Origin of the sequence: Variovorax sp. SG517 (genome assembly GCF_013376045.1) — a bacterium.
Taxonomy (GTDB): domain Bacteria; phylum Pseudomonadota; class Gammaproteobacteria; order Burkholderiales; family Burkholderiaceae_C; genus Variovorax.
In genome coordinates this window covers 87,402-114,249 of record NZ_JABMJG010000014.1, presented here as the reverse complement: position 1 = coordinate 114,249, position 26,848 = coordinate 87,402, and the positions used below count along the sequence as shown (strand labels likewise).

24 protein-coding genes are annotated in these 26,848 nt (G+C 69.6%); 16 read left to right on the top strand and 8 right to left on the bottom strand.

Features of this window, described 5'->3' with window-relative positions:
- Positions 1–11: 11 nt before the first annotated feature.
- Positions 12–1,628: a threonine ammonia-lyase, biosynthetic gene (ilvA, locus tag FHT32_RS32005; RefSeq protein WP_176668576.1), complete on the top strand. Its 1,617-nt coding sequence runs from the start codon at positions 12–14 to the stop codon at positions 1,626–1,628.
- 67 nt (positions 1,629–1,695) lie between these two features.
- On the opposite strand, the gene FHT32_RS32000 is transcribed toward ilvA, so the two are convergent.
- Positions 1,696–2,340 (bottom strand): type II secretion system protein N, encoded by a 645-nt coding sequence (locus tag FHT32_RS32000; RefSeq protein WP_176668575.1) that lies wholly within the window; start codon positions 2,338–2,340, stop codon positions 1,696–1,698.
- 50 nt (positions 2,341–2,390) lie between these two features.
- Between FHT32_RS32000 and gspG the strand changes: the two genes are divergently transcribed.
- The 14 genes from gspG to FHT32_RS31930 all read left to right on the top strand — a co-directional run bounded on the left by gspG (position 2,391) and on the right by FHT32_RS31930 (position 17,706).
- On the top strand, positions 2,391–2,831 hold the full coding sequence (gene gspG, locus FHT32_RS31995) for a type II secretion system major pseudopilin GspG (protein ID WP_019654497.1): 441 nt from the start codon (positions 2,391–2,393) through the stop codon (positions 2,829–2,831).
- Positions 2,806–3,324 carry a prepilin-type N-terminal cleavage/methylation domain-containing protein gene (locus FHT32_RS31990; RefSeq protein WP_176668574.1) on the top strand — a complete coding sequence of 173 codons (519 nt, stop codon included), beginning with the start codon at positions 2,806–2,808 and terminating at the stop codon, positions 3,322–3,324. The genes gspG and FHT32_RS31990 overlap by 26 nt, the downstream gene beginning before the upstream one ends.
- A complete protein-coding gene (gene gspI, locus FHT32_RS31985; protein ID WP_176668573.1) occupies positions 3,321–3,713 on the top strand; it encodes a type II secretion system minor pseudopilin GspI in 393 nt (130 codons plus the stop codon). The genes FHT32_RS31990 and gspI overlap by 4 nt, the downstream gene beginning before the upstream one ends.
- A 3-nt stretch (positions 3,714–3,716) precedes the next feature.
- Positions 3,717–4,418 carry a type II secretion system protein J gene (locus FHT32_RS31980; protein WP_176668572.1) on the top strand — a complete coding sequence of 234 codons (702 nt, stop codon included), beginning with the start codon at positions 3,717–3,719 and terminating at the stop codon, positions 4,416–4,418.
- Complete coding sequence (gene gspK, locus FHT32_RS31975; RefSeq protein ID WP_176668571.1) at positions 4,415–5,449, top strand: type II secretion system minor pseudopilin GspK; 1,035 nt, start codon at positions 4,415–4,417, stop codon at positions 5,447–5,449. The genes FHT32_RS31980 and gspK overlap by 4 nt, the downstream gene beginning before the upstream one ends.
- Before the next feature lie 126 nt (positions 5,450–5,575).
- Positions 5,576–6,787: a type II secretion system protein GspL gene (gspL, locus tag FHT32_RS31970; protein WP_176668570.1), complete on the top strand. Its 1,212-nt coding sequence runs from the start codon at positions 5,576–5,578 to the stop codon at positions 6,785–6,787.
- Positions 6,784–7,332 (top strand): type II secretion system protein GspM, encoded by a 549-nt coding sequence (gspM, locus tag FHT32_RS31965; RefSeq protein WP_176668569.1) that lies wholly within the window; start codon positions 6,784–6,786, stop codon positions 7,330–7,332. The genes gspL and gspM overlap by 4 nt, the downstream gene beginning before the upstream one ends.
- A gap of 19 nt (positions 7,333–7,351) precedes the next feature.
- Positions 7,352–8,152: a type II secretion system protein N gene (gspN, locus tag FHT32_RS31960; protein WP_176668568.1), complete on the top strand. Its 801-nt coding sequence runs from the start codon at positions 7,352–7,354 to the stop codon at positions 8,150–8,152.
- Positions 8,153–8,157: 5 nt separating this feature from the next.
- Complete coding sequence (gene gspD, locus FHT32_RS31955) at positions 8,158–10,488, top strand: type II secretion system secretin GspD (protein ID WP_176668567.1); 2,331 nt, start codon at positions 8,158–8,160, stop codon at positions 10,486–10,488.
- A 16-nt stretch (positions 10,489–10,504) separates the two neighbouring features.
- Positions 10,505–11,896, top strand: coding sequence for a GspE/PulE family protein (locus FHT32_RS31950; RefSeq protein WP_176668610.1), 1,392 nt, complete (start codon positions 10,505–10,507; stop codon positions 11,894–11,896).
- A gap of 9 nt (positions 11,897–11,905) precedes the next feature.
- Positions 11,906–13,144 (top strand): type II secretion system inner membrane protein GspF, encoded by a 1,239-nt coding sequence (gspF, locus tag FHT32_RS31945; RefSeq protein ID WP_176668566.1) that lies wholly within the window; start codon positions 11,906–11,908, stop codon positions 13,142–13,144.
- A gap of 34 nt (positions 13,145–13,178) precedes the next feature.
- Positions 13,179–14,078 (top strand): 5'-nucleotidase, encoded by a 900-nt coding sequence (locus tag FHT32_RS31940; protein ID WP_132796810.1) that lies wholly within the window; start codon positions 13,179–13,181, stop codon positions 14,076–14,078.
- A 55-nt stretch (positions 14,079–14,133) separates the two neighbouring features.
- Complete coding sequence (locus tag FHT32_RS31935) at positions 14,134–15,525, top strand: 8-oxoguanine deaminase (RefSeq protein WP_176668565.1); 1,392 nt, start codon at positions 14,134–14,136, stop codon at positions 15,523–15,525.
- Between the two features lie 171 nt (positions 15,526–15,696).
- Complete coding sequence (locus FHT32_RS31930) at positions 15,697–17,706, top strand: lipoxygenase family protein (protein WP_176668564.1); 2,010 nt, start codon at positions 15,697–15,699, stop codon at positions 17,704–17,706.
- A 2-nt stretch (positions 17,707–17,708) separates the two neighbouring features.
- On the opposite strand, the gene FHT32_RS31925 is transcribed toward FHT32_RS31930, so the two are convergent.
- Genes FHT32_RS31925 through FHT32_RS31915 form a run of 3 tightly spaced genes read right to left on the bottom strand, consistent with a single transcriptional unit; the run spans position 17,709 to position 19,907 of the window.
- Entirely contained in the window at positions 17,709–18,989 is a 1,281-nt protein-coding gene (locus FHT32_RS31925; protein ID WP_176668563.1) for a cytochrome c, read from the bottom strand.
- 13 nt (positions 18,990–19,002) lie between these two features.
- Complete coding sequence (locus FHT32_RS31920) at positions 19,003–19,722, bottom strand: c-type cytochrome (RefSeq protein WP_176668562.1); 720 nt, start codon at positions 19,720–19,722, stop codon at positions 19,003–19,005.
- Positions 19,719–19,907 (bottom strand): DUF2970 domain-containing protein, encoded by a 189-nt coding sequence (locus FHT32_RS31915; RefSeq protein ID WP_176668561.1) that lies wholly within the window; start codon positions 19,905–19,907, stop codon positions 19,719–19,721. The genes FHT32_RS31920 and FHT32_RS31915 overlap by 4 nt, the downstream gene beginning before the upstream one ends.
- 105 nt (positions 19,908–20,012) lie before the next feature.
- Between FHT32_RS31915 and FHT32_RS31910 the strand changes: the two genes are divergently transcribed.
- Complete coding sequence (locus FHT32_RS31910; RefSeq protein WP_176668560.1) at positions 20,013–21,431, top strand: PLP-dependent aminotransferase family protein; 1,419 nt, start codon at positions 20,013–20,015, stop codon at positions 21,429–21,431.
- On the opposite strand, the gene FHT32_RS31905 is transcribed toward FHT32_RS31910, so the two are convergent.
- From FHT32_RS31905 to FHT32_RS31890, 4 genes are all read right to left on the bottom strand, one after another.
- On the bottom strand, positions 21,379–22,647 hold the full coding sequence (locus tag FHT32_RS31905) for an MFS transporter (RefSeq protein WP_176668559.1): 1,269 nt from the start codon (positions 22,645–22,647) through the stop codon (positions 21,379–21,381). The genes FHT32_RS31910 and FHT32_RS31905 overlap by 53 nt on opposite strands.
- Positions 22,648–22,945: 298 nt before the next feature.
- A complete protein-coding gene (gene phnX / locus FHT32_RS31900; protein ID WP_176668558.1) occupies positions 22,946–23,773 on the bottom strand; it encodes a phosphonoacetaldehyde hydrolase in 828 nt (275 codons plus the stop codon).
- Positions 23,774–23,822: 49 nt separating this feature from the next.
- Positions 23,823–24,968 carry a TIGR03364 family FAD-dependent oxidoreductase gene (locus FHT32_RS31895; RefSeq protein WP_176668557.1) on the bottom strand — a complete coding sequence of 382 codons (1,146 nt, stop codon included), beginning with the start codon at positions 24,966–24,968 and terminating at the stop codon, positions 23,823–23,825.
- Positions 24,965–26,680, bottom strand: a complete 1,716-nt coding sequence (locus FHT32_RS31890) for a putative 2-aminoethylphosphonate ABC transporter permease subunit (RefSeq protein WP_176668556.1) — start codon at positions 26,678–26,680, stop codon at positions 24,965–24,967. The genes FHT32_RS31895 and FHT32_RS31890 overlap by 4 nt, the downstream gene beginning before the upstream one ends.
- Between the last annotated feature and the right edge of the window lie 168 nt (positions 26,681–26,848).

The following is a 26,848-nucleotide window of genomic DNA, read 5'->3' as shown; positions in this document are numbered from 1 at the left end:
GCAGTTAGCAAATGAAAACTCCCTTGGAAAAAATCGTGCAAGACGCACCTCTTAAAACAACGCTGACGCCCGCCGACTATCTCAGAAAAATACTCAACGCCCGGGTCTACGACGTTGCAGTCGAGTCGGCGCTCGAGAAGGCGCGCGCGCTGAGCGAGCGGCTGGGCAGCACTGTTCTATTGAAGCGCGAAGACCAGCAACCGGTCTTCAGCTTCAAGCTGCGCGGCGCATATAACAAGATGGCGCATTTGAGTCCTGCGCAATTGGCGAGCGGCGTGATTTGCGCCTCGGCGGGCAATCACGCGCAAGGCGTTGCATTGGGCGCGCGCAAGCTGGGCACTCGCGCCGTGATCGTGATGCCGGTGACAACGCCCAAACTCAAAATCGATGCGGTGCGTGGTTTCGGCGGAGAAATCGTGCTGCACGGCGACAGCTATTCGGATGCCTATCTGCACGCACTCGAATTGCAGGCGAAGCAGAACCTGACCTTCGTTCATCCATTCGACGATCCGGACGTCATCGCCGGCCAGGGCACCATCGCGATGGAAATCCTGCGGCAGCACCAAGGCCCGCTCGACGCGGTGTTCGTTGCGATCGGCGGAGGCGGGCTGATTTCCGGCGTGGCCAACTACATCAAGGCCGTGCGCCCCGAGGTCAAGGTGATCGGCGTGCAGATGAACGACTCCGACGCGATGATGCAGTCGGTCGCGGCGCATCAGCGCGTGAACCTCCCCGACGTCGGCCTGTTCTCGGACGGCACCGCCGTCAAGCTCGTCGGCGAGGAAACCTTCCGCATCGCCAGCGAGCTGGTCGACGAATACATCGCCGTCGATACCGATGCGGTGTGCGCCGCCATCAAGGACATCTTCGTGGACACGCGCAGCATCGTCGAGCCGGCCGGTGCGCTGGCGGTCGCGGCCATCAAGGAATATGTCGCGCAGCACGGCCGCCATGGCGAAACCTATGCGGCGATCCTGTGCGGCGCGAACATGAATTTCGACCGGCTGCGTTTCGTCGCCGAACGCGCCGAGGTCGGCGAGGAGCGCGAGGCCCTGTTCGCCGTCACCATGCCCGAGGAGCGCGGCAGCTTCCGCCGCTTCTGCGAACTGATCGGCGAGATGCCGGCCAGCGAGTCGGAAGCGCCGGGCACGGGCGGCGGCGCGCTGCGCAACGTGACCGAGTTCAACTACCGCATCAGCGATGCGGCCAAGGCGCATGTGTTCGTCGGCCTCACGACGTCGACGCGCGGCGAATCGGCCGTCATCGCACGGACCTTCGCTGCGCATGGCTTCGATGCGCTCGACCTCACGCACGACGAACTCGCCAAGGAGCATCTGCGGCACCTGGTGGGCGGACGCACCGGCCTCGCGCACGACGAGCGCCTGCTGCGCTTCGTGTTCCCCGAGCGCCCGGGCGCGCTGCTCAAGTTCCTGAGCCTGATGCAGCCGAGCTGGAACATCAGCCTGTTCCACTACCGCAATCAGGGGGCCGACTACGGCCGCATCCTCGTCGGCCTGCAGGTGCCGGCCGGCGAGTCCGCCGAGTTCGACGCGTTCCTCAAGACGCTGGGCTATCCCTACGTCGAGGAAACGGCCAACCCGGCGTACCGGCTCTTCCTTCAGGCCTGAAAAGGCAGAAGCCGGCGCAAGGCCGGCTTCGCTCATCGATCCAGAACCCTGACGGGCGCTGACGGGGTTACTGCGCGGCCTGTTGTTGTTGCAGCGGCGCAGCCATCGCAGCCGGTTGTTGCAGCAACGCGCCGCCGGGCTGCGACGGCGGAGGCTGCATCTGCTGCTGCGGCATTTGCGGCGGAGCCGCGACCGCCGGCATCGTCGCAGGCGGCACGGCCAACACCGGCGCCCCCGCCAGCGCGGGGTTGGAAACGCTGATCGGCGCGCGCACCGGCAGTTGCAGCGTGAACGCGGCGGGCCCGTCGGCGCGCAAGCCGATCGTCGCGGAACGCAGGCCCACCGACTGCAGCACGTAGCTCTCGCCGACCGTCGAACCGACGCGGAAGGGCCGCGGCGGCTTGCCGTCGATGGAGATCAGCGCCGCTCCCTGCCTGGAAGGATCGGCCACCACGCCCGACAGCGCGAAGCGACTGGCCGCTTCCGGAGCCACGGGGGCCGTGCGCGACTCGGGCAGCACGCCCAGCAGGCGCGCCACCGCATCGGAGTCCGCCGCCACCGAAGGCCGAGGCATGGCCGCGGCAGCCGCGACAGCGTCCGTCGGCGACGCCAGGCGAAGCGCCCAGAACACCGCGGCACCGGCCGCCAGCGCCCAAAGCCCCGTCGTTGCAAGTGGGGCATGCCAGCGGGCTGCGGAGTAAGGACTTGTCATGGCCGCGGATTATCATGCAGCGCGCTTTCCGAATCATGTCCGCACAAGCTATGAACAAATTCCTCCGTGCCGCTACCCGTACCGTCCAACGCGGCTTCACGCTGATCGAGCTGATGGTCGTGTTGGTCATCATCGGCGTGCTGGCGGCACTCATCGTCCCGAACGTGATCGAGCGCGCCGACGACGCCCGCGTGACGGCCGCCCGCACCGACATCAACAACCTGATGCAGGCGCTCAAGCTGTACCGCCTGGACAACCAGCGCTACCCCACCGCCGAACAGGGCCTGCAGGCGCTGCTCACCCGCCCGACCACCGGCCCGGCCGCTCCCAACTGGAAGCCCTACGTCGAGAAGCTGCCCAACGATCCCTGGGGCCATCCGTACCAGTACCTGAACCCGGGCATCAAGGGCGAGATCGACGTGCTCTCGTTCGGCGCCGACGGCCAGAGCGGCGGCGAGGGCAAGAATGCCGACATCGGCAGCTGGCAGTAGCAGCGGCGGCTCGCACGCGCCGCCCCTCACCCCGCATCCACGCCGCTGCCACCGCCGGCCAGGCGGCTTCACACTGCTGGAGTTGATCGTCGTGATCGCCATCATCGCGATCGCCACCGCCGCCGTGAGCTTCGCCATCCGCGACACCAGCGCCGCCAACCTCGACCGCGAGGCCGACCGGCTTGCGGCCCTGCTCGAGTCGGCCCGCGCACAGTCGCGCGCCAGCGGCATCGTGGTGCGCTGGCGGCCGGTCGAGGGCAGCTTCAGGTTCGACGGCCTCCTGCCCGGCTCGCTGCCTGACGGCTGGGCCGCCGAGGGCATCACCGCCCAGGTCTCGCTCGCCAACGGCACGCTGGTGCCCGCGCTGCAACTCGGGCCCGATCCGATCATCGCGGCGCAGCAGGTCATGCTCTATTCCGCCGGCCCGCCCGCGCGCGCGCTGCGCATCTCGACCGACGGGGTGCGCCCCTTCACCGTCTCGGCGGTTCAATGAAAGCGCGACACGCTCCGGCTTCACGCGCCGACTCCCGCACCGGCGGCTTCACGCTGATCGAAGTGCTGATCGCGCTCGGCATCGTCGCGATCGCACTGGCCGCGGGTTCGCAGGCCACCATGTCGCTCACGCGCAACGCGCAGCGCCAGTCCGACCTCGTGCTGGCCGACCTGTGCGCCGAGAACGAACTCGCCAAGGCCCGCCTGTCGCGCCAGATGCCGGCGGTGGGCGACTCCGGTTCGATCTGCCTGCAGGCCGGCGTCTCGTTCAACGTGACCACCTCGACCATCCCCACGCTGAACCCGAACTTCCGGCGCGTCGACGTGCAAGTGCGCGACGAGGCCGACTCGCCGATCCTGCGCATCTCCACCGTGGTGGGGAGGTACTGATCGATGCCGACGCAACAACACGCTGGCATCCGCACCGCGCGCGGCTTCACGCTGATCGAGCTGCTCGTCGCCATCGCGGTGATGGCGCTGCTCTCGCTCGTGAGTTGGCGCGGGCTCGAGAGCATGTCGCGCGCCACCACGCAGAACCAGCAGCGCGCCGACACCGTGCTCACGCTGCAGGCCACGCTCGCGCAATGGGGCGCCGATCTCGACGCCGTGACCACGATCGCGCAGACGCGCCCCGTCGACTGGGATGGCCGCGTGCTGCGGCTCACGCGCCGCGGCAGCGACGACACGGCGCCGTCGGTGCAGGTGGTGGCGTGGACGCTGAAGTCGGGCCCCGACGGCGTGCGCTGGCGGCGCTGGCAATCGCTGCCCTTCACCACGCGCGGCGAATGGCAGCAGGCCTGGAACCTCGCGGCCGCCTGGGCGCAGGACGGCGGCGCGGGCTCGAACGGCGGCTTCAGCGACGTTGCGCTGGTGCCGGCCAACAGCTGGCAGCTCTTCTTCTTCCGCGACAACAGCTGGGTACCGGCCAGCCAGCTGCCCGTGGCACAGCCCAACCCCAACAATCCTTCGGGCCCCGTCGTCGCCATGCCCGATGGCGTGCGCCTCGTCATCACGCTGCCGCCGGGCGAGGGCCTATCGGGCACGCTGACGCGCGACTGGGTCAAGCCGACCGTCGGAGCGCCGAAAACCTCATGACGCCGACGCCCGAAAGAAGAGCAGCAAACGGCGAATGGCGCCGCCAGCGCGGCGCCGCCCTGCTCGCCGCGATGCTGACGGTGATGCTGGTGGCCACCTTCGCCGCCGCGGCGTTGTGGCAGCAATGGCGCTCGGCCGAGGTCGAAGGCGCCGAACGCGCACGCGTGCAGGCGGCCTGGGTGCTGATCGGCGCGCTCGACTGGTCGCGCCTCATCCTCGGGGAAGACGGCCGCGCCGGCGGTCCCGACCATCTGGGCGAGCCCTGGGCCGTTCCGCTGGAGGAAGCGCGGCTCAACAGCTTTCTCTCGGCCGAGAAGAACGTGGCCAGCGACAACCTCGAAGGGCTGCCGGACGCTTTTCTCTCGGGCCGCATCGTCGATGCGCAGTCCAAGCTCAACGTGCTCGCGCTGGTGGACAACGGCAAGCCGTCGCCCGCGGGCGTCGCCACCTTCACGCGGCTGTTCAACCTGCTGGGCCTGCCCGCGTCGGAGCTCAGCCTGATGACCACCGGGCTCGCTGCCGCGCTTGCCACGGGCACTTCGACCGACGGCAGCAGCGGTGGTGGCGGCGGCAGCAGCGGCGGCGATTCGGGTGCCGCGCCGCTGCTTCCGCAGCAGGTTTCGCAACTGGTGTGGCTGGGCCTCTCGCCTTCCACGGCCGCAGCGCTCGAGCCGTACGTGACGATCCTGCCGGTGAAGACCACGCTCAACCTCAACACGGCGAGCGCCGAAGCCATCAGCGCCAGCATGGAGTCGCTCAACATCGCCAGCGCGCGCCAGCTGGTGGAGCGCCGCTCGCGCGCCTTCTTCAAGGACATCGCCGCCGCCAACGCCGCGCTGCCCAGCGGCACCGCACCGTTCAACGCCGCCCAGCACGGCGTCGGCACCCAGTTCTTCGAGGTCTACGGCAAGCTGCGGCTCGATCGCACCTACGTGGAGGAACGCTCATTGCTACAGCGAAACGGTGTCACGGTGACGACGATCTGGCGCACGCGCGGCGCCGGCGCAACGGACACTACGGTCAAACCCTGATCTCGATGCATTATTTGTAGCCTAAAAGCCCTCCAACGCGCGTAGCCTCTACGCGACGCGCTATGAAAAACAGAGCGTCATCTTGTCAGACGCGCACCTACAATCACCGGCTTTTCCAAGATCCACATGACTCCCCTGCTGCTCATTGCTCCCCTCCCTCCGGCCGATGCCGCGGGAGAGTACGACTGGGCCCAGGCAGGCGACGACGGCATCGCATTGCGCAACCAGGGCCGGGCGTTGCTGGCGCTGCTGCCCTCGAGCACGGAGGTCATGCTGGGCATTCCCTCCGCGGCTCTCTCGTGGCACCGCGTCACGCTGCCCAAGGGCAGCATGGGCAGCGCGTCGAAGCTGCGCGCCGTGCTCGACGGCCTGCTGGAGGAACACCTGCTCGACGAGCCCGAAGCCCTGCACTTCGCGCTCGAGCCCGACGCCAAGCCCGGAGCACCCGTGTGGGTGGCGGCCTGCAACCGCATCTGGCTGCGCAGCGTCGTGCAGGGAATCGAGGCAGCCGGCCGCCGCGTGGTGCGCATCGTCCCCGAATTCGCGCCGCAGCCGGCCGACGGTCCGCCGATGCTGCTGGTCACCGGCGAACCGGAGGCCCCGAGGCTCACGGCGTGCGACGCCGACGGCGTGGTCTCACTGCCGCTGGCGGGCGCCGGGCAGGCCCTGTCCGACGGCCTGCCGCTGGACACCGCCGTCATCTCCACCGAACCCGCCGTGGCCGAGGCCGCCGAGTCGCTGCTGCAGCGCCGCGTACCCATCGTGCAGTCGCCGCAGCGCTGGCTGCAGGCCGCGCGCACGCCATGGGAGCTCGCCCAGTTCGACCTCGCGGTGACCGGCCGCGCGCGCGCGGGCAAGAAATTCGCGTCGGTGGTGCAGACGCTGCGCTACGCGCCCGAGTGGCGCGCCGCGCGCTGGGGCGTGGTCGCGCTGCTGCTCACCCAGCTCATCGGCCTCAACGCCTGGGCCTGGAAGGAACGCAACGCGCTCGAATCGAAGCGCCAGGCCGCCAAGGCGATGCTGACGGCGACCTTCCCCTCGGTGAAGGTCGTGGTCGACGCGCCGGTGCAGATGCAGCGCGAGGTCGCCTCGCTGCAGCAGGCCGTGGGCGACGTGGCGAACAGCGATTTCGAACCCATGGTCGGCGCGCTCGCCGCCGTGCTTCCCCCCGGCAAGGTGCCGAGCGCCGTCGACTACAGCGCCGGCCAGCTGCGCCTGCGCGGCCTGGGGCTGCAGCCCTCGGAGGTTTCGCAGATCACCGGCGCGATGGCGCCGCGTGGCTACAACGTGCGCACCGAGGGCGACCTCCTGCTGGTACAGGCCGAGGCCAACCGATGAATTTCAGCGAACAGCTCAAGGCCCGCTGGGCCACCCTGGAAGCGCGCGAGCGCCGCATGGTCTACGCCGCCGCCGCGCTCGTGGCGCTGGCGCTGCTGTGGTGGATAGCGCTCGCTCCCGCGCTGCGCACGCTGTCGGCGGCACCGGCCGAGCACGCGCAGCTCGATGCGCAGCTGCAGCAGATGGCCACGCTGCAGGCCCGCGCGAAGGCCCTGCAATCGCAGCCCCGCCTGAACCGCGACGACGCGATGCGCGCGCTCGAGACCTCCGTGCGCGAAGGCCTGGGCAGCAGCAACGCGCAGCTCATGGCATCCGGCGGCGACGGCGCCGCCACCGTCTCGCTGCGTGCAGCGCCCGCCGCGACCGTCGCCCAATGGCTCGGCCAGGCGCGCGGCAATGCGCACGCGGTGCCGCGCGAAGTCCATCTGACCCGCGCACCGGCCTCGACACCGGCACCGTCGGCACCTGGCGCGAAGGATGCGCCGAAGACGCCGCCGGTGCGCTGGGACGGCACCGTGGTCATGGCGCTGCCCGCGGCGCGATGAACAGCAACAAGCGCCCCGCATGCTGAGCAGCACCCCCATCCCCCAAGCCCGACCGCGCCGCGGCTGGCGTTGGGCGCTGCTCGGCGCCCTCGCCGGCGTGCTGGCGGCAGTGGTGCTGTTCGCGCCGGCGCGCTGGCTGTCGGCGGCGCTGTCGAGCTGGAGCCAGGGCCGCCTGGTGCTGGCCAACCCGCGCGGCACCGTCTGGAACGGCACCGCCGCCGTGGTCTTTGCAAGCGGCGCGGGCGGCACGCAGGCGGTGTCGCTGCCCGGCCTGGTGCACTGGCGCATGCGCCCCGGCTTCAGCGGCATCTCCGCCAGCCTCGACCTGCCGTGCTGCGCCGCGCAGCCGCTCGAACTCAAGGCCAGCCCGCGCGCCGGCGGCATGCTGGTCGCATGGCAGGACAGCCGCTCGCGCTGGCCCGCCACCCTGCTCATGGGCCTGGGCGCGCCATGGAACACGCTCAAGCTCGAAGGCGCGCTCGACCTCTCCACCAAGGCCTTCGCCATGCAGTGGGACGGCCCCGCGCTGCGCATCGCCGGCCAGGCCACGCTCGACGCCACCGACGTCTCCTCCAGCCTCTCGACGCTGCGGCCGATGGGCAGCTACCGCCTCACGCTCGAAGGCGGCAGCCGTCCCACGCTGCTGCTGAGCACACGCGAGGGCAGTCTCGAGCTCAACGGCAGCGGCAGCTGGACCGGCACCTCCTTCCGCTTCAACGGCGAAGCCAGTGCCGCGCCCGGCCGCGAAGACGCACTTTCCAATTTGTTGAACATCATCGGGCGGCGCGACAACGCGCGTTCGATCATCACCCTGGGTTGATCCTCATGATGAAGCCACTGTTTTCGACCGGCACCGTCGCGCTTGCCGTGCGCGTGCTGATCGCCGCCACGTTCCTGCAGGGCGCGCCCGCCGCGTTCGCGCAGACCGGCGACGCGCCGCGCCGCGGCGAGCCGATCACGCTGAACTTCTCCAATGCCGACATCGAGGCCGTGGCCCGCACCATGGCGGTGGTCACCGGCCGCGACGTGGTGGTCGACCCGCGGGTGAAAGGCACGATGAACCTGGTCACCGACCGCGCGATCCAGCCGGCGGCGGCCTTCAACCAGTTCGCCTCGGCGCTGCGCCTGCAGGGCTTCGCGGTGGTGGAGGCCGACGGCCTCTACAAGGTGGTTCCCGAAGCCGACGCCAAGCTGCAGAGCAGCACCGTCAACACCTCCATCGGCGCCACGGCGTCCAGCGGCAGCAACCAGATCGTCACGCAGATCTTCCGCCTCAACTACGAGTCGCCGAACAACCTGCTGCCGGTGCTGCGCCCGCTGATCCCGCCGAACAACACCATCAACGTGAACCCGGGCAACAACTCGCTCGTGATCACCGACTACGCGGACAACATGCGCCGGCTGGCGCGCATCATCGCGTCGCTCGACGTGCCGAACGCCTCCGACATCGAGATCATCCAGCTCAAGCATTCGGTGGCCACCGACATGGTGCCGCTGGTGCAGCGGCTGGTGGACGGCGGCGGCTCGGGCGCGCCCGGCGCGCCGGCGTCCCCCGGTGCGGCCGATGCGTCGTTCCGCACCACGCTCATGGCCGATCCGCGCAGCAACTCGCTGATCATCCGCGCGGCCAACCCGGCGCGCGTGGCGCTGATCCGCACGCTGGTCGACAAGCTCGACCGCCCCGCCGCCGAGAGCAGCAACGGCGCGGCCGGCAACATCTACGTGGTCTACCTGAAGAACGCCGATGCCGTGCGCCTCGCGTCCACGCTGCGCGCTGCGATGGCGGCCAACCAGCTGAATACGACGCCGGGAACGCCGGGCGCCACGGCCAGCGCCGTGCCGCAGCAGAGCGCGCCGCAGGCGATGCAGGTGAACCTGAACAACAGCGGCCAGTCGGGCGTCTCGGCCGCCGCCAGCGCACCGCTGAACAACGCCAACCAGCCGTCCACCGGCGGCCAGATCCAGGCTGACCCGTCGACCAACTCGCTGATCATCACCGCGCCCGAGCCGCAGTACCGCCAGATGCGCGCGGTGATCGACAGGCTCGACGGCCGGCGCGCGCAGGTCATGATCGAGGCGCTGATCGTCGAGGTGAGCGACACGGCCGCCGCGAAGTTCGGCGTGCAATGGCAGAGCGCGCTGGGCAGCAACGCGGTGATCGGCACCAACTCCTCGGTGGCCGGCGCCAATCTGCTCACGCTGACCCAGGCGCTGGCCACGCGCAACGCCGCCGGCGTGGCGGGGGCGATCACGCCGGGTGCGAACCTCGGCATTGCCGGCAAGATCGGCGGCCAGTACATCCTGGGCGCGATCGCCAGCTTCTTCGACAGCGACAAGGACGCCAACGTGCTGTCCAAGCCCAACCTGCTGACGCTGGACAACGAAGAAGCCAAGATCGTGATCGGCCAGAACGTGCCCTTCGTGACCGGCCAGTACGCCAGCACCTCGGGCTCGGTTGGCGTCAACCCGTTCACCACCGTCGAGCGCAAGGACGTCGGCCTCACGCTGCGCGTGCGACCGACCATCAACGAGAACGGCACCGTCAAGCTGACGATCTTCCAGGAGACCTCCACGGTCGATGCGAACACCGTCAACAACCAGAACGGCCCCACCACCAACAAGCGCTCGATCGAATCGAGCGTGCTGGTGGAAGACGGCGGACTGGTCATGCTCGGCGGCCTGCTGTCGGACACCTACAACAACACCGTCGAGAAGGTGCCGCTTGCCGGCGACATCCCGGTGCTCGGCAACCTCTTCAAGAGTCAGGCCCGCACGCGCGAGAAGGTCAATCTCATGATGTTCCTGCGTCCGGCGGTGATGCGCGATGCGGGCACCACCGAAGCCTTCGCGTACGACCGCTACGACGAGATCCGCGGCATGCAGCAGCGCACGCAGCCCGACACTTCCAACGTGATGCTGCGCGGCGTGAGCGGCTCGAACATCCTGCCCGAGATCGCACCGCCGCCGCGCGCACTGGCGCCTGCGTCGGCGGCTCCGTCGGCCACCACCTCCGCGCGCGGCGGCTCGCGCCTCGAAGGCACCCAGCTGATCCCGCCGCCGCAGCCCGCCGCGGACACCCGCAAGCTCGCGCCGAGCCCCTTGCGCGGCGCCCTGCCCCCCACGGCCGACCCGGTGAGCTCGCGGGAAATGCCTTGATACTGCCCTGATGTCCATGCGCTACCCCCTGCCCTACGCCTTCGCACGCAGCCAGCAGCTGTTGCTGGAGGAGACCGACGACGGCCGCTACACGCTGTGGATGTCGCCCAACCCGGCGCGCAGCGCGGTCGGCGAGGTTTCGCGCAAATACGGCGTGCAGGCCTTCGAGGTGCTGGCCGACGGCCCGCTGGCGCAGCGCATCAGCGCGGCCTACGCGCAGGGCGAGTCGAGCGCAGCCGCGGTGGTGAGCGAAGTGCAGAGCGACGCCGACCTCTCGCGCATGATGCAGGAGCTGCCGGCGGTCGAAGACCTGCTGGAGAGCGCGGGCGACGCGCCCATCATCCGCATGCTGAACGCGCTGCTCACGCAGGCCGCGCGCGACGGTGCCAGCGACATCCACATCGAGCCCTACGAGCGCACCTCGTCCGTGCGCTTTCGCATCGACGGCACGCTGCGCGAGGTGGTGCAGCCCAACCGCGCGCTGCACGCCGCGCTGATCTCGCGGCTGAAGATCATGGCCGACCTCGACATCTCCGAGAAGCGGCTGCCGCAGGACGGGCGCATCTCGCTGCGCATCGGCACGCGCGCGGTCGACGTGCGGGTGTCGACGCTGCCCAGCGCGCACGGCGAACGCGCGGTGCTGCGTCTGCTGGACAAGAGCGAATCGAAGCTCACACTCGAATCGGTGGGCATGCAGGGCGACACGCTGGAGCGCTTCGAGAAGCTCATCGCGCAGCCGCACGGCATCATCCTCGTGACCGGGCCCACGGGCTCGGGCAAGACCACCACGCTGTACGCCGCGCTGGCCCGGCTCGACGCGAGCCGCAGCAACATCATGACGGTGGAAGACCCCATCGAGTACGAGCTGCCGGGCGTGGGCCAGACGCAGATCAACGCCAAGATCGAGCTCACCTTCGCCAAGGCCCTGCGCGCCATCCTGCGGCAGGACCCGGACGTGATCATGATCGGCGAAATCCGTGACTTCGAGACCGCGCAGATCGCCATCCAGGCCTCGCTGACCGGCCACCTGGTGCTGGCCACGCTGCACACGAACGATTCGGTCAGCGCCGTCACGCGCCTGACCGACATGGGCGTGGAGCCTTTCCTGCTGAGCTCGTCGCTGCTGGGCGTGCTCGCCCAACGCCTCGTGCGCAAGGTCTGCACCTCGTGCGGCGGAGCGGGCTGCGAGGCCTGCGGCCAGACCGGCTACCAGGGCCGCACCGGCATCTTCGAACTGCTGGTGGCGGACGAGACCGTGCAGGGCCTGATCCACGGCAAGGCGGCCGAAAGCGAACTGCTGCAGGCCGGTGCGCGCGGCGGCCTGCGCCTGATGCGCGAAGACGGCGAGCGGCTGGTGCAGGCCGGCATCACCTCTCGCGCCGAGCTGCTGCGCGTCACCCGCGACTGACGAGCCGAGATGCCCGCCTACGCATTCGAAGCCATCGACGCCAGCGGCCAGTCGCGCGAAGGCGTGCTGGAGGCAGACACCGCACGCAGCGCGCGCAGCCTGCTGCGGGCGCAGGCGCTCATTCCGCTGTCGGTCAAGCCGGTGGGCAGCGACCACGTCAACGGCACCGGCCAGCGCAGTGTGCTCAGTCGCTGGCTGGGTGGCGGCAAGCGCGTCTTCAATTCGACCGGGCTCGCGGTGTGGACGCGGCAGCTCGCGGGGCTCGTCTCTTCTGGCCTGCCGCTGGAACGCGCGCTCACCGCGCTGACCGACGAGGCCGAATCCGACCAGCAGCGCAACCTCGTCGCCTCGCTGCGCGCCGAAGTCAACGCGGGCTCGCCGTTCGCGCGGGCGCTGTCGGCGCATCCGCGCGAGTTCTCGCCCATCTACACGGCCGTGATCGGCGCCGGCGAGCAGAGCGGCAACCTGGGCCTCGTGCTCGACCGCCTCGCCGACGACCTCGAGGAGCGCCAGGCGCTGCAGCAGAAGCTGATCGGCGCGGCGCTGTATCCGGCCATCGTCACGCTGGTGGCGATCGTGATCGTGATCTTCCTCGTGAGCTACGTGGTGCCTCAGGTGGCACAGGTGTTCGCGGGCACCAAGCGCTCGCTGCCTTTCCTCACCACGGTGATGCTGTCGCTGAGCGCCGGCGTGCGCAACTACGGCTGGTGGATGCTGGCCGCCGTGGTGCTCGCGGCCGTCGGCGCACGGCTCGCGCTGGCGCAGGAGGCGCTGCGCCTGAAGTTCGATGCGGCCTGGCTCAAGCTGCCGCTGGTGGGCAAGCTCTCGCGCGGCTACAACGCAGCGCGCTTCGCGAGCACGCTCGCCATGCTGGCCACCGCCGGCGTGCCGATCCTGCGCGCGCTGCAGGCCGCTTCAGAGACGCTGGGCAACCGCGCGATGCGCGCCGACGCGCTCGACGCGCTGGTGCTGGTGCGCGAAGGCGCGCCGCTGGCCTCGGCGCTGGCGCAGAAGAAACGCTTTCCGGGCCTGGTGTCGATGTTCGCGCGCCTCGGCGAGCAGACCGGCACCCTGCCGCTGATGCTGCAGCGCGCCGCCAACCAGCTCGGCGCCGAAGTCCAGCGCCGCGCGATGCACCTCGCCACCATCCTGGAGCCGCTGCTGATCGTGGCGATGGGCGGCGTGGTGATGCTGATCGTGCTGGCGGTGATGCTGCCGATCATCCAGCTCAACCAGTTCGTCAAGTGACGACGGCCGGCCCGCAGCGCAGGACGTACTCGACATGCCAGTAACCCTCGAAGACAAGCTCGTGGTCGCGATCTCCTCGCGCGCCCTGTTCAACCTCGAGGAAGAAAACAAGGTCTTCGAGGCGGGCGACAACGAGGGCTACATGAAGCTGCAGCTCGACCGCATCGACGTGCCTGCCGCGCCCGGCATCGCCTATTCGCTGATCCGCAAGCTGCTGCGCTTCAACGACGACGGCGTGCAGCGCGTGGAGGTGGTGATCCTGTCGCGCAACGACCCGGTCTCGGGCATGCGCATCTTCAGGTCGAGCGCGGCGGCCGACATCAAGCTGCAGCGCGGCGTGTTCACCCAGGGCCGACCGCCCTTCGGCTACCTGCGCCCGCTGCGCGCGCACCTGTTCCTGTCGGTCAACGCGCAGGACGTGCGCGAGGCGCTCAACGCCGGCTTTCCGGCCGCGCGCGTGCTGGTCGAATCGGTGAAAGCGAGCGACGCATGGCCGAACGAAGTGCGCATCGCCTTCGACGGCGACGCGGTGCTGTTCTCCGACGAGGCCGAGCGCGTGTTCCAGGCCCAGGGCCTCGATGCCTTCCAGGCGCACGAACTCAGCAAGGCCGACCTGCCCCTGCCCGAAGGCCCGTTCAAGCCGCTGCTGGCCGCGCTGCACCGCCTGCAGATGGCAGGCAACGCGCAGATGCGCATCCGCACCGCGCTGGTCACCGCGCGCAGCGCCCCGGCGCACGAGCGCGCGATCCGCACGCTGATGAAGTGGAACATCCGCGTCGACGAGGCCATGTTCCTCGGCGGCCTGCCCAAGGGCGAGTTCCTGCGCGAGTTCGAGCCCGACTTCTTCTTCGACGACCAGACGGGGCACGTCGATGCGGCCTCGCGGCATGTGCCGGCGGGGCATGTGAGCAGCGGGATCAGCAACGAGTCCTGAGCGGCGGCATCGCCTTGCGCTTGCCCGCGACCCGGGCCACGGCAAGAATGCCGCCATGCTGATCCTCCGACACGCCGACATCCTCGTCACCATGGACGCCGCCCGGCGCGAGATCGCCGACGGCGCCGTGGTGTGCGACGGCCCCACGATCGCCTGGGCCGGCCCCACGGCCGATCTGCCCATCGCGTACCTCGAAGCCCTGCGCGACGGCCGCGCCGAAGCCATCGACATGCGCGGCCACGTGGTGATGCCGGGCCTGGTCAACACACATCACCACATGTACCAGAGCCTCACGCGCGCAGTGCCCGAGGCGCAGGACGCCGAGCTCTTCGGCTGGCTCACCAACCTGTACCTGCTGTGGGCGCGCATCACGCCCGAGATGATCCGCGTGTCGACGCAGACCGCGATGGCCGAGCTGATGCTCTCGGGCTGCACCACCACCAGCGACCATCTCTATCTCTTTCCCAACGGCTCGCGGCTCGACGATTCGATCGAGGCGGCCGACGCGATGGGCATGCGCTTCCATGCTGCGCGCGGCAGCATGAGCGTGGGCCGCAGCGCCGGCGGGCTGCCGCCCGATGAAGTGGTCGAGACCGAGGAAGCGATCCTGCGCGACAGCGAGCGGCTCATCGGCCGCTGGCACGACGCCTCGCGCCATTCGATGCGCCGCATCGTGCTCGCGCCCTGCTCGCCTTTCTCGGTGTCGCGCGACCTGATGCGCCTGTCGGCCGAACTCGCGCGCGAGCGCGGCGTGTCGCTGCACACGCACCTGGCCGAGAACGACAACGACGTCGCCTACTCGCGCGAGAAGTTCAGCATGACGCCAGCCGAGTACGCCGAAGACCTGGGCTGGGTCGGCCGCGACGTGTGGCATGCGCACTGCGTGAAGCTCGACGAGGCCGGCATCGCGCTCTTCGGTCGCACCGGCACGGGCGTGGCGCACTGCCCGTGCTCCAACATGCGGCTGGCCTCGGGCATCGCGCCCATCGGTGCGATGCGCCGCGCGGGCGTGCCGGTGGGGCTGGGCGTGGACGGCAGTGCGTCGAACGACGGCGCGCACATGCTGGGCGAGGCGCGGCAGGCGATGCTGCTGCAGCGCGTGGGCTACGGACCGGCAGCGATGACGGCGCGCGAGGCGCTGGAGATCGCCACGCTGGGCGGCGCGCAGGTGCTGGGCCGCGACGACATCGGTGCGATTGCGCCCGGCATGTCGGCCGACATCGTGGCCTTCGACATGCGCGGCGTCGCGCACGCGGGCGCGGGGCACGACCCGGTGGCGGCGCTGGTGTTCTGCACGCCGGGCGCGGTGTCGCTGAGCGTGATCGGCGGCGCGGTGCGCATCCGCGGCGGTGCATTCACCGGGCTCGAGCTGGCACCGCTGCTGGCCAGGCATCGCGACCTGGCGCGCACGCTGTACGAAGCGGCACGGCACCCGCACACGGCCTGACGACGCCCTGACCAGGCGTTGCAGGGAACGCGCCTCGGAGTAGGCAGCAACCCTGATTGCCAACGCCCGAGCCCCTCCGCAGAATCCGCCCACCGAATAGAACGACCGTTCGATTCGGTGGCCGAGCCTTCCGTCGGCCTTCCCGAGACTCACAACAACAGGGAACTCCCGATGAAGCGCAGAGACATCCTCAAATGGTCCGCCTCGGCGGGCGGCCTGGGCCTGCTGGCGGGCAAGACATCCACCGCCTCGGCCGCATTGCCGGTGCCGAAGCCCATGCTGCCGCAGAAGATCGACCCGATCAGCGCCACCTTGCGCCGGCTCGAACTCGTGGGGCGGCAGGCGACCTATGTCTGGACCGAATCGCACATCAACCTCGCCGGCGTGCCGATGGGCGCGGTGGTGCCCGCCACCGAACTGCCGGCGCTGGAGCATCAGCTCAAGACCATCGCGAAGGCGCTGGAGGCCGTCACCAACTTCGCGGCCTCGTTCGCCACCAGCGCGCTGGCTTCCAGCAGCCTGCAGTCGCTCGACAACCTGCGCACGCGGCTTGCCAGCCTGCAGGCCAGCTTCGACCAGCTGCTGGCCGCCAACAGTGGGCTGGCGACGCTGCCCGCCGCAGTGCTGGCGCTGCTGGGCACGCTCACCGGCACGGCGGGCGACATCGCGACGCAGCTCAAGCAGATCCACCACGACCTGCTCTCGCAGGGCCCGCTGGGCGTGCTGAACGGACCGAAGACGGTGGCGCAGTACGACGCGCTCTTCGTCACCATCGAGAAGCCGGCCATCTCGCAGCTGCTGCACGACAACGACCTGTTCGCCGCCATGCGCGTGGCCGGGCCCAACCCGATGCTGATCCAGCGCGCGACGACGCTGCCGGCCAAGTTCCCGCTGGGCGACGCGCAGTACCGGCAGGTGATGGGCGCGGGCGACAGCCTCGCCGATGCCGCTGCCTCGGGCCGGCTCTACATCCTCGACTACGAAGGCCTGGGCGACATGGCGCCGGCCGGCGCGCAGGTCAAGCCGCTCACGGGCACTGGCTACATCCAGGCACCCATCGCGCTGTTCGCGCGGCCGAAGACGGGCCGCTCGCTGGTGCCGGTCGCCATCCAGTGCGGGCAGGATCCGGCCGCGAACCCGATCTTCCTGCGCGTGGATGACACGGCCAACGCCGAGGCCTACTGGGCCTGGCAGTCGGCCAAGACCGCGGTGCAGATGGCCGACTTCAACTACCACGAGATGTTCGTGCACCTGGGCCGCACGCACCTGATGTCGGAAGCCTTCGCGATGGCCACGCAGCGCCAGCTGGCAACCGCGCATCCGCTGAGCCGACTGCTGTCGCCGCACCTGGAAGGCGCGATGTTCATCAACGAGGCAGCGACGCTGATCATCATGGCGCCGCTGACCACGGGCGACGTGATCCTCGCCGCGCCCATCGAGACGCTGCAGCAGCAGTGCGGACGCGACCGCCTGGCCTACGACTTCCACGACCGCATGATGCTGCCCAACGACCTGCGCACGCGCGGCGTGGACGACGCAGCGGCGCTGCCCGACTACCCCTACCGCGACGACGCGCTGCTGGTGTGGAACGCGATCGCGCAATGGGTGGGCGACTACGTGGCCACCTACTACCTGAGCGACGCCGACGTGACCGGCGACTACGAGCTCAAGGCCTGGGCCGCCGAGCTGGCCACCAGCGGCAAGGTGCACGGCTTCCGGGCCATTGCCACGCGCGCGCAGCTGGTCGACGTGCTCACCGCCATCATCTTCAACGCCAGCGCGCAGCATGCGGCGGTGAACTTCCCGCAGTACGCGGTGATGACCTATGCGCCCTTCAGCGCGGGTGCCGAAGGGATGCCGGCGCCGACGAGTGGTGCTGGCCAGAACGAGGCGAGCTGGTCGCAGATGCTGCCTTCGCGTCTGGCGGCGCAGGAGCAGATCCTGCTGTTCCACATCCTCGGCGGCGTGTACTACCGGCCGCTGGGCGAGTACAGGGACAACGTCTTTCCGCACCTGCCTGTGCTGCTGGACCCGGCCATCGCGGGGCAAGGCGGACCGCTGGAGCGCTTTCGCAATGCGCTCGCGGGCATCGAGGCGGCCATCCGCCAGCGCAACACCACGCGCACGCGGCCTTACGAGTACCTGCTGCCGAGCCGGATTCCTTCCAGCACGAACATCTGAGCTCAGCGCCGCATGGTGTCGAGCTGCGTGACCGGTGGGCTGTCGTTGCCCCAGGAGCCGCGCACGTAGGTGAGCACGGCCGCGACCTCGGCAGCATCCAGCGTCTGGCCGAAGGGCGGCATGCCGTAGGGGCGCGGGTTGCCCGAGGTCGATGGCAGGAAGCCGCCGTGCGCGATCACCTGGATCAGGTTGGTGGGCCGCGCCATGTTCACCGCGCGGTTGCCCGCCAGCGGCGGGTAGGCGCCGGCCGCGCCTTGCCCCTGGTCGCCGTGGCAGTAGGCGCAGCGCTGGTCGTAGATCTTGGCGCCGCGCGCCATGGTGCCGGCATCGCGTCGGATCGGGGCCTTGGTTGTCGCCGCTTCGGCCGTCGGCGCGTCGGGCAGGTCCTTGAGGTAGCTGGCCATGGCCGTGAGGTCGGCGTCGCTCAGGTACTGCGTGCTGCGGAACACCACGTCGGCCATCGGCCCCATGACCGAGCCCCGCGGCGCCACGCCGTTCTTCAGCAGCGACACCACCTCGGCCGCGGGCCAGTCGGCCACGCCCGCTTCGTGCGGATCGGTGAGCGAGGGCGCGTACCAGTTCTCGACGGCGATCAGGCCGCCCGAGAGCCCCAGCTTCGTCTCGGTCGCACCCAGCGAGTTGCGGCTGCCGTGGCAGGCGATGCAATGGCCCAGGCCGTTGACGAGGTAGGCGCCCCGGTTCCATTCGGCTGGCTTGCCTGCATTGGTCACGAAGGGCTCGGGCTTGAACGACAGCGCCCGCCACACGGCCAGCGCGGCCTGCGTGTCGTAGGGGAAGCGCAGCCGGTGCTCGCGGTTGGGTGCCACCGAGGGCGGAACGCTGCGCAGGTAGGCGTAGATGGCGTCCGAATCCTCGCGCGTCACCTGCGTGAAGCTGGGGTACGGAAACGCGGGGTACAGCAGGCGGCCGTCCTTGCTGCGGCCGTTGTGCATCGCGCGCCAGAAGTGCGCGCTGCTCCAGCTGCCGATGCCGGCCTTGTCGTCGGGCGTGAGGTTGCTCGAATAGACGGTGCCGAAGGGTGTCTCGATGGGCATCCCGCCCGCATAGGGCTCGCCGCCGCGCGTGGTGTGACAGCCGGCGCAGTTACCCGCCAGCGCGAGGTAGCGCCCACGTTCGACCATCTGCGGCGTGGACTGGAAGGCTTTCGCCTGTGCGGGCAGCGGGTCTTCGCCGCGCAGGTTCATCGCCACGATGGTGCCGACGGCCGCGGCGCCGAGCACGATGAGCGCAAGCAGCAGCCAGCCGAGGTGTCGCAGTTTCATGGCTTCTGCTCCCTCACTTCGCGGGCATGCCGCCACATTTCACGGGCGGCGGTGCGGGCAGCGAGACTGCGGGCTTCGTATCGGCGGGCATAGGCTGCACGGCGAGCCAGCTCGCGACGGCGTTGATGTCGGCCGTGCTCATGCGCCGACCGATGTCGGCCATGCAGTCGGGCGCCGGCGCATGGCGCTCATTGGTGAGCCAGGCGCCGAGCTGCGACGACACATAGAGCCGCGGCAGTCCCAGCAGCCCCGGGATGGCAGGCTGCACGCCCGTGAGCGCTGCGCCGTGGCACTGCACGCAGGCGGGGATGCCGCGCGCCGCATCACCCTCGCGCACGAGCTGGCGGCCGCGCTGCAGCTGCTCGGGCGTCGCATCGCTGACCGGGGAAACGGGCGGGTAAGGCAGCTGCAGCCCGGCGAAGTAATCGGCCATCTCGCGCAGGTAGGCGTCCGACAGGTGCTGCACCATGTACGCCATGTCGCTGTTGAAGCGGCGGCCGTCGCGAAAGCTCACGAGCTGGTTGAACAGGTAGCCGGCCGGCTTGCCCGCCAGGCGCGGAAAGTAGCCGGCGTTAGTGGTCGCGCCCTCGCGTCCGTGGCAGGCGATGCAGGCGGCCACGCGCTGCTCGATGGTGTCGGGCACTGTGGCCGGAGTGCTGGGCGTTGCCGCGCTCGCCATGCCCTGCAAGGCAAGCAAAAGCCCGAGCGCGAGGAGCCTGAGTGCGCGCCTCATGTGCCGGCAACGTAGTGCGCCAGCGTGATCAGCCCCGCGATCAGCAGCAGCACCATCACGAGGGCCACGCCGATCAGCGGCAGGATGCCGACCTGCGCCGTCCGCTTTTCCGCGTCGGCGCGGCGGCCGCCCAGCCCGATGAAACTCCAGAGAACGGCGCGCAGCGCGCGCAAGAGATTCGACATGGGGCCAAGTGTGGCCCAGCCCGGCCAGAAAAAACAGATGCAGATTCGCTCCAATTGACCGGTGCAGATAAAGTGCCCCGAAGAACGAATCCAGCAAAGAAGCCGATGAAAAGGTACGAAGCCCTGGCCGCCAACATCGAGGCCTCGATCCGCAACGGCACCCTGAAGACCGGCGACCGCCTGCCCTCGGTGCGCCACACCGGCCAGAGCCGCGGGGTCAGCGCGTCGACCGTGTTCGAGGCCTACTACCTGCTCGAGGCACGCGGCCTGGTGCGGGCGCGCGACCGATCGGGCTACTACGTCACCGGCGGCGGCCTGCGCGACGCGCCGCCCGAATCCACCCTCACCTCGCGCCCCGCCGGCGAGCCGAAGTCGCTCGACGTGAGCGACCAGGTGTTCGACATCCTCGAAGCCAGCATGTCGCGCAAGGTGGTGCCCTTCGGCTCGGCGTTCCCCAGCCCGCTGCTGTTCCCGCTGGCGCGGCTGGGGCAGTTCATGGCCGCCAGCGCGAGGTCGCTCGATCCGTGGAGCACGGTGGACGACCTCACGCCCGGCAGCGCTACGCTGCGCCGGCAGATCGCGCTGCGCTACCTGGCCGACGGCATGCAGGTGCCGGCCGACGAGATCGTCATCACCAACGGCGCGCTGGAGGCGCTGAACCTCTGCCTCTCGGCGGTGACGCGGCCGGGCGACGCGGTGATCGTCGAATCGCCTACCTTCTACGCCGCGCTGCAGGCGCTGGAGCGCATGGGCCTGCGCGCCGTCGAGGTGCCGACGCACCCTGGCGAGGGCATCGACCTGGAGGCGCTGGAGCAGGCCATCGCGGCGCACAAGCCCGCCGCCTGCTGGCTCATGACCACCTTCCAGAACCCGCTGGGCAGCCTGATGCCCGATGCGAAGAAGCAGGCGCTGGTGGAGCTGCTCGCACGCCATGGCCTGCCGCTGATCGAGGACGACGTGTACGCCGAGCTGTACTTCGGCGAACGTCGCCCCCCACCGGCCAAGGCCTTCGACACGCAGGGGCTGGTGCTGCACTGCTCGTCGTTCTCGAAGTGCCTGGCGCCGGGCTATCGCATCGGCTGGACCTCGGCCGGCCGCTTCGCGCGCAAGGTCGCGCGGCAGAAGCTGTCGAGCACGCTGAGCACATCGGCGCCCGCGCAGCTGGCGCTCGCGGGCTATCTGGAGAAAGGCGGGCTCGACAGGCACCTGCGCAAGCTGCGCCAGACCCTGGCGATGCAGCAGGCCACCTTCGCGCAGGCCGTGGGGCATTACTTTCCGCAGGGCACGCACGCGACGCGGCCGCTGGGCGGCTACTTCCTGTGGGTCGAACTGCCCGCGCGGGCGAACGCGCTGGAGATCCACCGCAAGGCGCTGGAACTGGGCATCAGCGTCGCGCCGGGCCCGATCTTCTCGGCCACGCGCGCCTTCGGCAACTGCCTGCGGCTCAACTACGGCCACCCGTGGAACGAGGTCAGCGAGCAGGCAATGCGAACACTCGGCCGCCTGATCGCCGAAGCGTCCTGAACAGCAGGAAGCTCGCGATGCTCACGTTCACCAGGTTCCACGCAATGCCGTTGATGAAGGCCGCGTGGTAGCTGCCCGTGAGGTCGAACACCTTGCCCGACATCCATCCGCCCAGCGCCATGCCGAAGAGCGTGAACATCAGCACCGTGCCCACGCGCGCGCCCGCCTCCTTCGGCGGAAAGTGCTCGCGCACGATGATCGCGTAGGAAGGCACGATGCCACCCTGGAAAAGGCCGAAGAGCGCCGAGATCACGTACAGCGGCACCAGCCCGTCGAAAGGCAGGAACAGCAGCAGCGCCACGCACTGCAGCACGCCGCCCAGCAGCAGCGTGCGCAGCCCGCCGATGCGGTCGCAGATGGCGCCCGACACCAGCCGGCTCACGATGCCGAAGCCCAGCATCAGCGAAAGCATGAGCGCGCCCTGCGCCGGGCCGTAGCCCAGGTCGCCGCAGTAGGCCACGATGTGCACCTGCGGCATCGCCATGGCCACGCAGCAGGCCACGCCGGCCACGCACAGCAGGCCCTGCGCGGTGCCTATGCTCAGGCCGAAGGGGCGCGTCATGTCGCGCGCCGCAGCCGCGCCCGCGGCCGCGCTGGCCGGCGGTGCAACGACCAGTGCCGGCGGCCGCGCGCGGAAGAACATCGCCAGCAGCGCCATCGTCACGCCGCAGAAGATGCCCATGCCGATGTAGGTCTGGCGCCAGCCGACGGTCTCCACGAAGTGCTGCGCGATCGGCGGCCACACCGCGCCCGCCAGGTAGTTGCCGCTGGCGCACACCGCCACCGCGATGCCGCGCCGCTTGACGAACCACAGCGAGGTGTCGGCCACCAGCGGCGCGAAGGCCACCGAGCTGCCGAGCAGCCCGACCAGCAGCGCCTGCGCGACGGTGAAGCCGACGATGCCACCTGAAAGCCCCGTGGCGATGTAGCCCGCGCCCAGGAAGATCGCCCCCATCAGCAGCGGCTTCATCACGCCGATGCGGTCGGCCAGCTTGCCCATCAGCACGCCGCCGAAACCGAAGCCCAGCATCAGCAGCGTGTAGGGCAGCGAGGCGTCGGCGCGCGCGACGCCGAACTCGGTCTCCACCGCCGGCAGCATCACCGACACCACGTACATGCCGCTGCTGCCCACCGTCATGATCAGCAGGGTGAGGCCCAGGCGCACCATGGCGTAGCGCGAGTCGGGCTGGTGGATGGTTGTCTCGCTCGTTTTCATTTTTTTATCTCCGCGGCGAGGATACCCCGCAGCGCGAAAAGCCGAGACATGCGAAGAGCCCGGCGGCGCGGATGGCCGCCTCAGGCGCTGCGTCGGCTCAGTGCGTGTATGCCGCTGATGCGACCAGGCTCGCCAAAGCCTTCGGCGTGGGCACGCCGGGCTTCGTCGGCTTTTCGTCGCACGCGGCCGTCAGCAGGCCGAGGCAGAAGAGAAGGACAAAAGCTGCGCTTCGCATGCGAGCCATGCTAGGCCCGCCGCAGCCCGCGTCAAGTCGGACGCCGCCGCCTCCGGCTACAGGTCAGGCGGCGACAGGACGCTCGCCGCGCTGCAGCCTGCGCTCGATGTCTTCCAACACTTGCGGCAGGTCTGCCACGCTGTCGATCACGTAGTGCGCGCCGGCGGCCTCCAGCTCGACGGTGGCGCGCGCACGGCGCTCCCGCTGCGCGGCTTCGTCGAGCGCCCGCCACTCGGCCAGCGCGAGGCCGTTGGCATTGCCGCTGACCGCGAGGCCCACGGCCCAGGTGCCAGCGTTGAGGCCTTCCTGCAGGCCGACTCCCGTGTCGTCGACCTTCACCACCGTGTGCGGCGGCCACACGCCGAGGTCCGCGAAGCAGCGGTACATCATGAGCGGCGACGGGCGGCCCTCGGCGAGGTCGCCGGCGCACACGAGGTTGTCGGGCGAATAGCCGCCGGCGGCGGCGATGGGCACGACCACTTCCATGATCGGGCGGTTGTAGCCAGTGGTGGAGCCGATCTTCAGGCCGCGCTCGCGCGCCGCCTTCACCGCTTCGAGCGCGCCGGGAATGAAGTCGGCATGGTCGCGCACGCTGGCCGCGTTCATCGGCGTGAACACTTCATACAGCCTGTCGACGTCGGTGTCGCTGAATGCGTGTCCGTGCTTCGCTTCCCACTGCGCGGCGATGCGCGGCAGCGTGCCCAGCGCCTTGATGTGGTCCCACTTGGCCATGCCCATCGGGCCGCGCGCCTCGGCGATGGTGATGTCGACGCCGAACTGATCGAACAGCTTCACGAAGGCGCCCATGGGTGCGCAGGAGCCGAAGTCGAGGATGGTGCCGGCCCAGTCGAAGACGACGGCCTTGAGTTGCGAGTGGTTGTGGGCGTTCATTGCGGCAGGATGTGAATGGCTGGCTGAAAGGTGTGCGGCGCTCCGGAGCTCACCACGCACTGAAGACGTCGTGCGCGATGCCGAAGCCGGTGCTCGCGCCACTGCCGCTGGTGACCAGCACCAGCCGCGTGGCGTCGTCGGGCGCATCGATCACGCAGGGCGTGGTCTTCGATGAAGGGTACACGCCGGTCCAGCGCTCGGTGATCTGCGCAGCCTCGAGGTTGAGCGTGCTGCGCAGGTGGCGCAGGATGAGCTGGTCTACCTCCTCCATCGCGAAGGGCTCGGGCGCGTCGGCATAGTGGTGCGAGTCGCCCACCACCAGCGAACCGTCGGCGCTCTGCACCACGATCAGGTGGATGCCGTGTGCGAGCGAGGCGGCCTCTTCCTGCTGCAGGCGCGCGCGCAGCGCGGCGGCTTCGGGCAGCGTGCTGTAGCCCTCGTAGCGCACGAGGCTCAGGTCCATCATCACCGAGCCCGGCAGGCGGAAGCCTGCTTCGGGCTTCACGCGCAGCATCTGCAGGCGGCACAGCGTGAGCTCATGCGCGGCGATGCGATCGGCAAAAAGGCCGTGCAGGTCGGTGTTGGTGCAGACCACCACGCGCTCAGCATGCAGCGTGCCGCGCGAGGTGCGCACGCGCGGCGTTTCCACCTCGTGCACGGTTTCGCCGAAGCGGAAGGTCACGCCGTGCGCCTCGGCCAGCCACTTCGTGAGCAGGCCGATGGCAGTGCGCGATTCGACGCGCAGCTCGTGCGGGCTGAAGAGCACCGAGTGCGCATCGGTAAGGCTCAGCGCAGGCGCCCTGGCCTGCGCGTCGGCGGCGTCGAGCAGCTCGCAGCCCTTGCCCATCGGCGTGCGCATGAAGGCTTCGAGCACGTCGTGCGCTTCCGGACGATAGGCCGCGAGCCACAGGTTGCGGTGCACGACCTCGATGCCGGCCTGCGGCGCGACCTCGTTCCACACGCCGCGCGCATGCATCGCCCGGCGCCACATGTCGCCAGGCGCCTGGCCGGTGATGGTGATGAAGCCGAAGTTGCGGATCGACGCGCCGATGGCCGCCGTGTCTCGCTCGATCACGCAGACCTTGAGGCCGCGCTGCACGGCGGTGTAGGCATGGGCCAGGCCGACGATGCCTGCGCCGACCACGATGAGGTCGAAACTGTTCGGGTTGCCTGCTTGCGGGGTTGCGCTTGTCAACGATGTCTCCAGGTCTGGGTGCGCTTGATTGCCCAATGCCCCGCCAATGCGAACAGCCCCCGGCCGATGGCGGCGGTGAGCATGATCAGCGAGGCCATGGCGGCGGCGGGCGCCACGTCGCCGGCGTCGTCCATGTTGAGCACGGCAATGGCGGCGAGCGTGGTCTGCGGTGAATAGAGGAACACGACGGCCGACACGGTGGTCATCGCGTTCACGAAGAAATAGCCGCCCACGTTGAGCACGGTGGGCAGCGCCACCGGCAGGTGCACGCGCCACAGCGTGCGCCAGAACGGCACGCCCATCGATTCCGACACCAGTTCGTATTCGCGGTCGAGCTGGCGCAGCGCGGTGAGCGAGGTGAGGTGCGCCACCGAGAAGAAGTGCGCCACCGTGCAGACCACGAGGATGGTCATGCTGCCGTAGATGGCGCGCAGCGGGTTCGACGGCGAGATGAAGAAGAAGATGTAGCCCACGCCCAGCACCAGCCCCGGCACCGCCAGCGGCAGGTTGGCCAGCAGGTTGAGCAGCTCGCGCAGCAGGCCGAAGTGGCGCGGCTTCTCGACGAAATAGGCCGAGGCGAAGGTGACGAGCGCGCCCGCCACCGCCGCGCACACGGCCATGCGCAGCGAGTTGAAGTAGCTGCCCCAGCCGCCGCCGTCCATGTTGCTGAAGTCGTAGTTCTTGAACGACGGCACGAGGTTGTAGGGCCAGTAGGTGGCCAGCGACGCGAACACCGCCATGCCGATCATCACGAGGATGGCGCCGGCCGTGAGCACGCAGAACGCCAGCAGTGCACGGTCGCGCGACTTCACGGGCTCGGGCCGGTACGGCGTGGCGCGCGCCGACAGCGCCGCAGCCTGTTTGCCGCGCACGTGCCGCTCGACGAGGAAGGACAGCACCGCGGGAATCAACAGCACCAGGCCGACCACCGCGCCCATCTGGAAGTTCTGCTGGCCGACCACCTGCTTGTAGATGTCGGTGGCGAGCACGCCGGTCTGCCCGCCCACCACCTTCGGCACGCCGAAGTCGGTGACGACCAGCACGAACACCACCATCGCGGCCACGATGAGGCCGTAGCGCGACGAAGGCAGCGTCACCGTGCGGAAGATGCGCCAGCGCGAGGCACCCAGCGTCTGCGCGGCCTCGTAGAGCCGGCCGTCGGAGGTAGCCATGGCGGTGGTGAGGATCAGCAGCGCGTGCGGCAGCGTCCAGAACACCGAGCCGAGCACGATGCCCAGCGGCCCGTAGATCGACACGTCACCCAAGAGCCCCTTGAAAAGCCCCTGGTTGCCGAACAGGTAGACCAGGCTGATCGCGGGCAGCAGCGAGGGCGCAAGCAGCGGCATCAGCGCCACCGCGCGCAGCACGCCCTTGGCCGGCATGCACGACAGCGTGAGCCCGTAGGCATAGACGTAGGCGACGGCGGTGCAGATCACCGCGCTGATCGCCGCGAGCCCCACGCTGTTGAATGCCGACTGCACCAGCGCCGGGTTATCGAAGTAGCGCGCGAAATTGGCGAGGCCGACGAAGGCGCCCTCGCGATCGAAGAAGCTCTGGCCGACCAGCGCGCCGACCGGCAGCGCGACAATCACCAGCAGCAGGATCACGACCAGCAGGACGGCGGCGCCGGTGATCCAGCGTTCGCGGTCGAACGTGCTTCTGTGCGTTTTCGCCGGGAGAACCATGGCGATGGCCTCTGGGGAACTACTCATAGTTCGTGTTCCGGGCGCGTGCACAGGCCGCCGGGTACTCCCCTCCGCGAATGTCCCCCGGGCCTGCGGCCCTCCTCCTTTATTTCGCTGCGGGGAGCACCCGACGCCCTGCGCACAGGGCACGCTGCTCGTGTACCGCAGATCAACGACTGCTCTGTCCAACGCTCA